Origin of the sequence: Chryseobacterium sp. ERMR1:04 (genome assembly GCF_001297705.1) — a bacterium.
GTDB lineage: Bacteria > Bacteroidota > Bacteroidia > Flavobacteriales > Weeksellaceae > Chryseobacterium.
Genome location: NZ_LIRF01000008.1, coordinates 149,298 through 161,736 on the forward strand (window position 1 = coordinate 149,298; position 12,439 = coordinate 161,736).

The 12,439-nt window shown below is 32.3% G+C and carries 7 protein-coding genes; 3 read left to right on the forward strand and 4 right to left on the reverse strand.

All coding sequences use genetic code 11. The features are described from left to right. Positions 1-198 precede the first annotated feature (198 nt). From AMQ68_RS17910 to AMQ68_RS17920, 3 genes are all read left to right on the forward strand, one after another. Positions 199-2,475 carry a T9SS type A sorting domain-containing protein gene (locus AMQ68_RS17910; RefSeq protein ID WP_082384154.1) on the forward strand — a complete coding sequence of 759 codons (2,277 nt, stop codon included), beginning with the start codon at positions 199-201 and terminating at the stop codon, positions 2,473-2,475. Between the two features lie 85 nt (positions 2,476-2,560). Next, a complete protein-coding gene (locus AMQ68_RS17915; RefSeq protein WP_082384161.1) occupies positions 2,561-6,277 on the forward strand; it encodes a T9SS type A sorting domain-containing protein in 3,717 nt (1,238 codons plus the stop codon). Positions 6,278-6,468: 191 nt separating this feature from the next. After that, the gene (locus AMQ68_RS17920; protein ID WP_054511982.1) at positions 6,469-8,139 is read left to right on the forward strand and encodes a T9SS type A sorting domain-containing protein; all 1,671 of its coding nucleotides are present in this window, start codon (positions 6,469-6,471) and stop codon (positions 8,137-8,139) included. A gap of 75 nt (positions 8,140-8,214) precedes the next feature. On the opposite strand, the gene AMQ68_RS17925 is transcribed toward AMQ68_RS17920, so the two are convergent. From AMQ68_RS17925 to AMQ68_RS17940, 4 genes are all read right to left on the reverse strand, one after another. Further along, complete coding sequence (locus AMQ68_RS17925) at positions 8,215-8,634, reverse strand: OsmC family protein (RefSeq protein ID WP_054511983.1); 420 nt, start codon at positions 8,632-8,634, stop codon at positions 8,215-8,217. Positions 8,635-8,769: 135 nt separating this feature from the next. Then, positions 8,770-10,092 (reverse strand): DUF58 domain-containing protein, encoded by a 1,323-nt coding sequence (locus AMQ68_RS17930; RefSeq protein ID WP_054511984.1) that lies wholly within the window; start codon positions 10,090-10,092, stop codon positions 8,770-8,772. A 79-nt stretch (positions 10,093-10,171) separates the two neighbouring features. After that, the gene (locus AMQ68_RS17935; RefSeq protein WP_054511985.1) at positions 10,172-11,203 is read right to left on the reverse strand and encodes a MoxR family ATPase; all 1,032 of its coding nucleotides are present in this window, start codon (positions 11,201-11,203) and stop codon (positions 10,172-10,174) included. 70 nt (positions 11,204-11,273) lie between these two features. After that, the gene (locus AMQ68_RS17940; RefSeq protein WP_054511986.1) at positions 11,274-12,428 is read right to left on the reverse strand and encodes a DUF4350 domain-containing protein; all 1,155 of its coding nucleotides are present in this window, start codon (positions 12,426-12,428) and stop codon (positions 11,274-11,276) included. Positions 12,429-12,439 lie beyond the last annotated feature (11 nt).

The following is a 12,439-nucleotide window of genomic DNA, read 5'->3' on the forward strand; positions in this document are numbered from 1 at the left end:
AGGAATTCAGAATAAGAATATCTCCATATTCTTTTCACTTCTTAAAGCTGAGCCTCTTTTCACTTTCAAAAAAGTATATTTAAGGCCCTTAATTATACAATAAATTCTGTATTTATTTTCTTGATATAATTGTATCAAGCTCCTATTACTTTACCTTAAAAGAGTAAAAATTAAAAACACACAATACATTATAATACTATGAAAACAAAATTATTTTATTTGCTTTCTTTCTTAATGATTAGCATGGGAATGAAAGCGCAAAGTTTGGATTTAGAAGGAAATTTCAAAGCAAAACTAGTTGCTTCATCCTCCGGAAATGCCATCGCAAAAGATCTTAACGGAAATTATTTTGCAGTAGATGCAAATGCTGATGGAGATATTAGTAAAGACGAAGCTGAAAAAGTAAGTGAACTAAATTTATCAAATTCTAATATATATCAGCTTGACGGAATATTTCAATTCAGAAATCTTGTAAAACTTGACTGCTCCAATAATACCATTCAAAGATTAGAACTACAGGGCCTTGAAAGTCTACAGACAATTATTGCCAACAATAACAATATCTCTGGTGCTTATTTTCAATATTCTCCAAGTATAAAAAATATTGATTTAGCTAATAACAGCCTTATTTATATTAACGTATCAAATTTACCAAATCTTATTACTCTTAATGTATCCGGAAATCAGCTTTCAGGCTTGTCTTTTGTTGATGCACATTCAAACAATATTCAAACCCTTAATGTTTCGAACAATCCTGCATTAACGGAAGTTTTAAAAGACAGTTCTGATATTTTACCTTCCACAGGAAGTATTTCACAAACCATCAGTACAATACCCTATCTTGATCCGGCTTTTAAAGCAGCATTACTTTATTCATCCTCATCTAATATGGTTGCAAAAAATCTTAGCAATCAATATTTTAAAATTGACGCAAACGGAGATGGTATTTTACAATTGTCTGAGCTTTCTCAAATCAAAGAATTGGATTTGAATGAATCGTATCCTACTACTCCTACATCTTTAAGCTCTATCAATACCTACGGAATGATTAATTTGAAAAAAATCAAATGTGATGGCGGCGGGCTAGAAAATATGGGGCAAACAACATTCTATTATTGGGGTAGTTTATATGATGTAGATTTGAAAGGTTCTCCAAATCTAGAAACTATATCTTTTAATGATAATCCTTTAAGAGGAATTGATATAAGCAATATGGCCAATTTGACTAGCCTAGAAATAAGCATTCAAAACAATTCTTTTACACCGCATAGCTTACCCAAACAAGGAATTAGGTTGAAATACTTAAAAGGGGAAAACTGTACATCTCTTATAAATATTGATTTGAGTTTTCAAAGTGCTTTAGAAACTGTTAATCTAAAAAATTGTATTTCTCTCACTCAATTTAATCATAACCATCAAGATTATTTCGGTCCAAACCACATTTCATCACCAGAAAAACTGGCTTTAAGAGATGTGAATTTAGAAGGTTGCACGAATTTAATTTCCACCAATGTTGCAAGAACAAGTCTTACTAATCTAAATGTGGAAAATTGTCCAAACTTACAAGAAATTATAGCCTATAAAGGTTTACTTACAACCACAGATAATATTTTAATGGATAACAGTCCAAATATCAAAGCATTATCTGTAACGGCCAACAAAATTACAAATGTAGACTTATCTAAAATGCCAAGTGTAGAAATATTAGACTGTAATTCTAACTTGATCACAAGTATTGAAGGGAGTTCAAACAAGTTAAAAAAACTGCATATCTATAATAATAATCTGGCAACACTAAATATTCATAACATTCCAAATGTAGAGCTTATAGCGCTCGGGTATAATAAATTCGTCGATCTGGATTTTAGCGGACATCAAAAATTACAAACTATTCTTGTAAAAGATTATAATTACAATGAGTTTTACGATAGTAATGTAACCGCTATCAACAGTAACGCTTATCTAAAAAGTTTAAATGTGAATAATTGTCCCAATATGCAATCTATTTTAGTATTGTCTTCAGTACTAGAAAGAATGTATATAAAAAACGGAGTTAATGATTTTATTGATTATTTTATTGACTTTGGGGGTTCATCCCCAAGTCAATTTATCTGTTGTGATGCGAGTGAGGCCACAGCTGTGCAGGATCAATTAGATTTGATGGGCAATACTACTTGTGTAGTTTATACAGATTGTAATACAACAGGACCTGTATTATCAAAAATAGATGTTACTAAAGATAGAACCTCAGTAAACGTTTATCCTAATCCTACAAAAGGAGAGATAAACATTACTGCAGATTCTAAAATCAATTCTATTGAAATCTACGATGCTCAGGGAAGAATTGTTCAGAAACAAATAGGTATTAATTCTCAGCATACAAAGCTTTCAATTCACAGTGCAATTTCGGGAACTTATATTTTCAAAATAATTACAGAAAAAGAAACACTTATTAAAAAAATAATTAAAAACTAAGGCTCTAGCTACTTGGAAACTATAAAATCATGTCTGTAATTTCAGGCATGATTAAAATTAAAAACACACAATACATTATAATATTATGAAAACAAAATTATTTTATTTACTTTCTTTCTTAATGATTAGCATGGGAATGAAAGCGCAAAACATCTACATTCCTGATGCTAATTTTAAAGCTAAACTGCTATCTTCATCAGCTAATAACACAGTTGCCAAAGATTTAAATGGAAACTATTTTGCTATTGACGCTAACGGCGATGGGCAAATACAACAGAGTGAGGCAAATCAGGTAAGTGAGTTAAATATACTATTTAATGGAAATGCTGGTATTCCATATACAACTATAACCTCCATACATGGTATTAAAAACTTTACTGCTTTAAAAACATTTAAGTTAGAAACTGGAAATACAAATTACTATACCGGCTCGATTGATTTATCTAATATGACAAATTTAGAAAACATAGACCTATCTATAGATTTTAAAGGTAATCTTAATCATGATATCAATGTCTCTAATTGTACAGCTTTACAAATATTCAAAACAGGTCTTATATCTGCATCCCCTAATTTTACTTTTACTGGATGCACAGGATTAAAGGATGTTAAATTAATTGGATACAATGACGTTTATGGAACTCCTACTGTTAGTATAGGAACCATAAATTTGAATAACTTCATTTCTTTAAAATCTCTTTATATTGAAAATATTAATTTAAATACTTTACTACTTCAAGGATGTAATGCATTAGATAATATAACTCTTAAGGAATATAGCACTAATACAATTAGCAATACTTTAAACGTTTCCAATTTACAGAATTTAAAAACTCTTACCCTTAATAAATATAATGTAAACTTAGATGCACATAACTGCCCAAATCTTATTTCTATTATTGGTGGAAATATTACAGATTTAAATGTACAAGACTGTACGAATTTAATAGACTTAAAAGTAACATCGTTTATTAATACAATCAATGTTATCAATTGTATTAATTTAAAAAACATAAGAGGTATTCCAAAATGTAACAGTATAGATCTAAGTACAAGTAATCTCCAAAACTTAGATTCTGTAGTTTTTTATCATTCTGATTGTTATCAACAAAGTACAATGTTGTCTTCACTTAATGTACAGAACTGTCCTAAATTAAGACAAATAACTACTTATGAATTAAATCTAACCACACTGGATGTGAGCAATTTACCGAAATTAGAGAGTTTACAGATTCTACATTGTTTATACGATTGGCAAGGACAGAATTTAACTCATATAAATGCATCCAACTGCCCATTACTAAATGTTTTTGACATAAAAGGAACTTATCAATTACAGTCAATTAATCTACAAAACAATTCTTCATTATCAAATATTATTTTGCACAATGGAAACTCTTATGAAAATAGATATTCTATAAATAATATTAATTTAACAGGCTGTACTAATTTTACAAATCTCGACATCAGAAAATGTAGCTTCACAGCATTAAGCTTACCAAATTTGCCCAATCTAAAAACAATTAATTGCAGTGATAACTTTCTAACCAATCTAGATTTTTTGAATTTACAAGCTTTAGAAACTATTACATGTGGTAAAAATAATCTCACTACACTTGTAGTTCATGATCTGCCGAATTTAATAAACTTTGACTACAGCGATGGACAATTAGCTTCAGTAGATTTTCAGAATTTACCAAAATTAAAGAATCTTAGTTTTAACAATAATCAGCTAACAAATTTAATACTGGCTAACATACCTTTAATTGAAAAATTAGAATGCAATAATAATCTTTTGATAAATTTAAATCTACAGAATTTACCTTTAAAATATTTGGATTGTAGTAACAATCAAATATCATCATTAGCTGTAAACAATCTCACTTTACTCGAGTTTTTAAACTGCGCCCATAATCAAATATCCAGTCTAAATCTTACAAATAACAATAATCTAGGCTATTTAGATTGTAGTTACAATCAATTGACTTCTCTGGATGCTTCTATGCTAAAAGATATATTAAGCGCCTATCCTGTAGGTCTTATGGATTGTAGCCATAATCAATTACAAACTCTAAACATTGCTGGCGTACATAGTATGAATGAAATTAATTTTTCATATAACAATCTCACCAATATCAACTTAGATAATATATCTGCTCTACTTGGTATTAAAGGATCAAACAACCAATTAACGTCAGTAGACTTAAGTAAGTATTATCATGATGGCTACACCACATATACAGAATTGTTAGACCTTAGTAATAATAATCTTACAACATTAATACTTAAAAATAATATAACAGAGGTCACACCCTATACAGATTTATCTGGTAATCCAAACTTACATTATATCTGCTGTGATGACGTAGAAATAAATGATTTACAAGCGCTTATTAGTCAATATGGATACAATTGTAATATAAACACCTACTGTAATTTCACCCCAGGCGGTAATTACAACACTATTACTGGAACCGTAAAATTTGATGAAACCAACAATGGTTGCGATACTAATGATGAGGCTTTCCAACATCTAAAACTTAAAGTGAATAACGGAACAACAACAGAAGAGACCTTCGTTAAAAATGATGGAAAATATGATTTCTTTACCCAAGCAGGAGATTTTACTGTAACCGCAGAACCAGAAAATCCATCACTTTACACCGTGACACCATCAACTTTCACTACAAACTTCGCAGACAGCAACAACAATATTTCAACACAAAATATTTGCGTAACTAAAAATGGGAATGTAAAAGATCTGGAAGTAGTTTTTGCTCCAGTTACAGATGCAAGACCTGGCTTTGATGCTGTTTATAAAGTGATCTGGAGAAATAAAGGAAATACTACGCTTTCAGGAAGTGTGAGTATTAATTTTAATAATTCTAAAATGAGTTTCCTATCTTCAGTATTGCCTTCTTCGATTTCAGGAAATCAGGTAACATTCAATTTCACCAATTTAAAGCCTTATGCTAATACTGCTTCTGAAATTACATTCAATATAAACCCTCCTACTCACGCAACAAATCCTGTACATATTGGGGACATCCTTAATTTTTCAGCGAACATAACTCCACTATCCGGAGATGCAAATCAAGACGACAATCAATTCACTTATAACCAAACGGTTGTAGGCTCATATGATCCGAATGATATTACTTGCCTTGAAGGAAATACAATTCCATTATCAATGGTAGGAAAATACCTTCATTATATGGTTAATTTTGAAAATACAGGAACAGCCCCAGCGAGTAATATTGTTGTGGAAATGGAAATTAATCCTGATGATTTTGATATTTCTTCATTACAATTGCAAAACACTTCACATCAATCTTACACTAAAATTAATGGCAATAAAGTAGAATTTATGATGAAAGACATTAACCTTGCCGCTGCTGCACATGGAAATATTGCCTTGAAAATTAAATCTAAAAATAATTTGGCTTCGGGTGACAGTGTAAGCAATAAAGCAAATATCTATTTTGATTATAATTTCCCTATAGAAACCAATGATGCGGTTACCAATATAGACGGAGCAACATTATCTTCTAAAGACATCACTAAAGATAAAACCTCAGTAAATATATATCCTAATCCGACAAAAGGAGACGTAAACATTACTGCAGATTCTAAAATCAATTCTATTGAAATCTACGATGCTCAGGGAAGAATTGTTCAGAAGCAAATAGGTATTAATTCTCAACATACAAAGCTTTCAATTCACAGTGCAATTTCGGGAGTATACATTTTTAAAATAATCACCGAAAAAGAGGTACTCATGAAAAAGATTATCAAAAACTAAAAAAAATATTTTAAATACATTCCCCTTTCATTTAGTAAGGGGAATTTTATTTTTCAACCCATTATAAGCATAATGTAATTCAACAATCTAAAAACAACATCCTCATCTAAAATTAACATCAAATATCATTAAATATTGAATTATTTACAACATATTACCTATATTAGCATAACAAAAAGCAACAATCTTTTATGAGAACAAAACTACTACCTATTACTGGCTTGGTACTATCCAGCCTATTTATTAATCAAATTAAAGCTCAAGATTATCAGCCACTCACTATTCAAAGTGGATTCAATGCTGACGTCATTGCCAACGGTGTCGGATCTTCCACTTCATCCACAAACAGTGATGTTGATGGTGTAAATTACGCCTTTATATCCAGAGATTTCCAAGCCACCTCTTCAAGTACTCCACTTACCTATGGACTTCCCATCAACGGAACCATAAATTCTGCGGTAGCATCAACCTCAGGTCTGACTTATCAGATGGCTTCTTACAGCGCAAACAATTCATTAAGACTACAAAATGCAGGAAGCAGCGGAACTCTTGCTTTTTCAACTCCTATTCCGGCAATCAGTTTATATATGCTGATAACTGGAGGAAGTGGATCGTGTATTGTAGATGCTACTGTAAATTTCTCAGACGGTAGTTCACAAGCTTTCGCAGGATTACCTGTTTCGGATTGGTATGGAGGCAGTAATTATGCTATTCAGGGAATTGGAAGAGTTAATCTTAATAATGACGGTTTAGAATCCGGAGGGGGTACTAATCCGAGGATATATCAAGTTCCTCTAGCAATTATCACAGCTAATCAATCAAAAAATATTCAAAGTGTAACGGTAACCAAAGTATCAGGAGGTGTTCCCAATATTTTTGCATTCTCTGCGGATGCTTATAACTCTTGTGGTGCTGCTACCAATATTACTCCAACAACAGGAATGACATCTGCAGTATTAAACTGGACTGCACCTAGCAATCCTCCTGCGGCTGGATATCAATATTATTACACGACATCTACAACCCCACCTACAGCTACAACAACTCCTTCGGGAAGTGTGCCGGCGGGTATTACAACAGTAAATTTATCCAATCTTACATTGGGACAAACCTATTATTTCTGGGTAAGAACAAACTGTGGATCTAGCCAAGGATTCTGGAAAATGAAACAATTTACAACAGGACAAATTCCTACTACATATACAGGTGGAGATATCAATACAATGTATAATAATACAGTTTCTACCACTTCCACTACCAATTGTCCTGCAACTCTTACCGTAAGCGTTCCGGTAGGTTATAAGATAAAATCTACTGATGTTTCTTACACAATGACAACTGCGAGTGATGGGTGGATTGCTGAACAAAAAAGTTTGTTGGTTTGCACAAATAATAATACAACAGAAGCATCTGTTACTTCCGGTGGAGGAAACAATGGAGGAACGTCTTCTTATAATAGAACCGGGCTAACTTTAGCCAATGATCTTACAGGAAATGTGAATTTTGAGCTTAGAGCATGGAGAACTTATGGCGGAGCCGACTGTAATGCAAATTATAATAAAGTAGATAATAATTCATGGACTGTAACGGTAACTTTGGAACCTTTAAACTTAGCGACAAACGAGGTAAAAGCTGAAAAGCAATTAGTCGTTTATCCTAATCCTTTCACTGATGTTTTAAACATTGAAAAATCAGATAATATAAAACGTGCTGTGGTTACTGACCTTTCAGGAATTACGGTAAGAACTTTTGAAAATCCTTCTTTAGGATTACCATTAGAAAGTCTGAAAACAGGAGTTTATATTTTAACATTAACATTGAAAGACGGTACGTTAAAAAGCACAAAAATTATTAAAAAATAATACAACAGCTAATAATTAATCAACAAAAAACCGGACGCTGCGTCCGGTTTTTTTATTAATAAGGTAAAAGGAAAATTAAATTTTCTCTCCGTTTACATAAACTTCATATCCTATTTCTACATTCGGTTCTAAGGTTTTAGAAACTGAACAGTATTTATCGAAAGATAATTCTGCTGCTTTTTGCGCTTTTTTAGGATCAATATTTCCTTCCAGCAAAAACTTCACATTAATGCTTTTGAAAGGTTTCGCATCCTCTATCTGAACCCTTTCTCCTTCTACTTCTGCCTGAAAACCTGTAATTTCCTGTCTTTGTTTTTTCAAAATAGAAACTACATCTATTCCGCTACATCCTGCAACCGCCATCAAAACACTTTCCATAGGAGATACTCCTTTCGCTCCTGGTTGTGTGGTATTATCCAAAAGAATAGAATTCCCTTGAGAATTGGTACATTCAAATAAAAAATCGTCGTTTATTCTGTTAAGTGTAATCTTCATTTGTTGAATTTATTTAAGATACTCCAACTTTCCTCAGCATGACCATTCTAATATGATCTGTTAAAAAGCACAGTGTTAACCAGTGTCATTCTGAGCGGAGTTGAAGCGTTTATTAATTATTTAATCTTTACAAAATTATAAAATTCCTCTCGCTTTTATCTCTAAATATTTATTGATAACATCAATATTTAAATTTTCAGGAAGTGTATATACCGTATAAATGCCATATTTACGAAGTTCCTGGATGATAAGTTTCTTTTCAAACTCAAATTTCTCAGCAATAATTTCATCATAGATCTCTTGCATATTTTCCGGATTTTTATTGATCAACGTGTGAAGTTCTGCATTTTTGAAAAACACCACAACCAATAAATGGTTTTTTGCAATTCCACGGAGATATTTCAATTGGCGGTTGAGTCCGTCCAGGGTTTCAAAATTAGTAAACAATAAAATTAAACTTCTTTGATTGATGGAATATTTTACATCCTGATATAATCTGTTAAAATCACTTTCAAAAAAGTTGGTATTGATATTATAAAGCGCTTCTGATATCTTTTTAAGCTGACCCGATTTATTCTCTGCCGCAATTTTATTTTCGGTTTTCTTTGAGAATGTCATCATTCCCGCACGATCGCCTTTCTTTAAAATAATATGAGACAAAGCCATTGTCGCATTGATTGAATAATCCAAAAGACTTAATCCGTTGAAAGGCATTTTCATGGTTCTTCCCGTATCAATCAACATAAAAATACGTTGGGATTTTTCATCCTGATATTGATTAACCATTAAACGATTTGTTTTAGAGGTCGCTTTCCAATTGATCGTTCTGATATCATCACCGGGAACATATTCTTTGATCTGCTCAAATTCCATGGTATGTCCCAGCTTTCTGATCTTTTTAATTCCGCCCATCAAGAATTCGCTTTGAAGGGCCATTAATTCATACTTTCTAAGATGCACAAATGATGGATATGAAGCTAAATTAGCATCTTTCTGAAACCTAAATCTCTTTGAAATAAACCCTATCGGGGACGAGGCATAAATATTTAAACTCCCAAAATTATATTCACCTCTTTCCTTTGGTTCTAACGTGTATTGAAAATAAGTATTTCTTTCTGACTCTATCTCTTTTCTGATTACAAAATCTCTCTTCTGAAACTGAAACGGTATTTCGTCAATGATTTTAGTAGAGATTTTAAATCCATAATTATTTTTAACATCAATTTTCACGGGATTTTCATCGCCATTGGATAATTTTTCCGGTAAAATTCTTTGTGCCAGCACTCCATCTTTTTGGTTGAAAAGCAATAGAGAATCCACCATTGCTGCAAGAAAACAAATCAATAAAACAGCATGAGCCACCATCATTACAACAGGAAAGAAAAATGCTAAGACATACAAAATCCCCACTCCGATGAGCGCAATGAAAAAGCGAGTGTTTATGTATAAATTTTTCATAGGTGATAAGCTGTAAGCAGTAGGTGATAAGCTTTAAAACTTTGTGGATAACTAAGTCCTAAACCCTAATACCTATAACCTACCTCGGAATCTCTATTCCTTCTAATATTTGTCGGATGATTTCATCAGCGGTTAAGCCTTCCATTTCTCTTTCAGGAGAAACAATTACTCTGTGACGCAAAACTGCATAACTTGCTTCTTTAATGTCTTCCGGTGTTACAAAATCTCGTCCTCTTAACGCTGCAAAAGATTTTGAAGCTGTTAATAAAGCTAAGCTCGCTCTTGGTGAAGCGCCCAAATACAAGAACTGATTTTCTCTTGTATTAATAATAATTTTCGCAATATATTCTATCAAATGAGTCTCAACGATGATCTCTTTAACCAATTGTTGATAACTTTTCAATTGCTGTGCGGTAACCACACGGTTTACCGCTTCTGTTTTATCTTCTCTTTTGCTTTCGTGCTGATTTTTAATGATCGTAATTTCCTGCTCAAGATTAGGATAACCTACATTTATTTTGAATAGAAAACGATCTAACTGCGCTTCCGGAAGCCTATATGTTCCTTCATGCTCAATTGGGTTTTGTGTGGCAACTACCAAAAACGGTTCCTCCATAACATAGCGAATCCCGTCCATCGTAATTTGTCTTTCTTCCATCACTTCAAACATCGCAGCCTGAGTTTTCGCAGGCGATCTGTTGATCTCATCAATCAGAATAAAGTTGGAGAAAATCGGACCTTTTTTAAATTCAAATTCAGAATTTTTGACATTGAAAATGGATGTTCCCAAAATATCAGAAGGCATCAAATCCGGGGTAAACTGAATTCTACTGAAGCCTACATCAATGGTTTTGGCCAATAATTTTGCTGTAATCGTTTTTGCAACTCCGGGAACCCCTTCGATTAGAACGTGGCCGTTGGATAAAAGGGCAGCCAAAAGATGTTCTACCATACTTTCCTGACCTACAATCACTTTTCCAATTTCAGATTTTACTTTATCTAAACTTGTACGAAGTTCAATCATATCAATTCGAGATTGAAAATCGGTTTCTTTTTTCTCGAGATTTATCGAACTCTGATTTTCTATGTTTTCGTTTTCAAGGTTTTCCATATTGTTTTAATTTAACAGTATATCAATTAGCACGAAATTGTTACATTGTTATATTTTTAGATTGTTACATTTAAATTATTTCGTCCAGCAATTTATTCATTCTTGCCAGATCTTCTTTCATCACGCTCGCATAAGGATCTTGCGCTTTTTTGATCAGATTAATGGCTTCATTAATCATCTCAATTGTTTTTCCTGTTTTTAACTGAAGCTTTTTCGCAAATTCTTCATCCAGATTTTGGGTATCAATGAGAAGATCTAATCTTACCTTATTCAGGAAATATTGTGCTTTTTTCGCCATCATATCATGAAAATCGCCTTCCTGAAGATAGAGATTCCCTATGCTTTTTACAAAATCTACCGAAGTATTTTTCAATGGTTCAATCACAGGAACGATACGCTGCTTTCTTTTTGCATTAAAGAAAACAAATAATACCAACCCTCCTAAAAGCACCCACCAAGCATATTTCAAGGCAGGATTAGACAAAATAAATCTCATAAAGAAACGAGATACTTGTGCGTTGCTTTCTACGAACCAAAGTGTTTCTTTGTCATCAAGATACGAAAAAACATCTTGTGTATATTTTATGTTTCCGGATTTCAGCAGGTAATAATTCGTCAGGAAAAGGGGCTCACAATGAACATAAATATTTCCTTTCCCAAATTTAACTTTAATAAAATTGGCTTGATTTGAATTGTTTTTTTCGACTGTTTTTCCAAGAACTTCAACCTGTGGTTTAATAAAAGAAAAACCTCTGCCTGAAGGAAATTTATCTAATGTAAGAAAATCATTCTGGTATTTTTTATCCGTCAGTTTTAAAACATTCTCATCTTCAAAAGAGAGGTCCGAATCATAATATCCAATACTGTCTGAAATTTCTTTTGGAATTTTACTAACAATCAACATCGCATCTGAACCTTTAGAAACCTGATCTAAGATCTTGTTCCATGATTCTTTATCAACCTCAGTTTCTACAACCAGAATATTATGAGCTTCTTTTTTATGAGTATTGTAGTAGTCATAAGGAGTCTGATCTATTTTTTTTAATTTATTTTTAAAAAGATCTTTCGCCTCATGATCAAAAACAAATAATCCGAAAGGTGATTTTTCATTCGTATCAAAATTCTTACGCCAATCTGTAACCTCTTTTTTGTTCACTTCAAGCAACGCCAAAATAACCATCACAACGATGAAAATTACAGCATATATTTTGAAACTTTTATTCATTGTAAAAAGAG

Bases quoted from the DNA above. Each gene is read 5' to 3' on its own strand.
- AMQ68_RS17920 (WP_054511982.1), top strand. From the start codon at position 6,469: ATGAGAACAAAACTACTACCTATTACTGGCTTGGTACTATCCAGCCTA.
- AMQ68_RS17925 (WP_054511983.1), bottom strand. From the start codon at position 8,634: ATGAAGATTACACTTAACAGAATAAACGACGATTTTTTATTTGAATGT.
- AMQ68_RS17935 (WP_054511985.1), bottom strand. From the start codon at position 11,203: ATGGAAAACCTTGAAAACGAAAACATAGAAAATCAGAGTTCGATAAAT.
- AMQ68_RS17940 (WP_054511986.1), bottom strand. From the start codon at position 12,428: ATGAATAAAAGTTTCAAAATATATGCTGTAATTTTCATCGTTGTGATG.
- AMQ68_RS17930 (WP_054511984.1), bottom strand. From the start codon at position 10,092: ATGAAAAATTTATACATAAACACTCGCTTTTTCATTGCGCTCATCGGA.
- AMQ68_RS17915 (WP_082384161.1), top strand. From the start codon at position 2,561: ATGAAAACAAAATTATTTTATTTACTTTCTTTCTTAATGATTAGCATG.
- AMQ68_RS17910 (WP_082384154.1), top strand. From the start codon at position 199: ATGAAAACAAAATTATTTTATTTGCTTTCTTTCTTAATGATTAGCATG.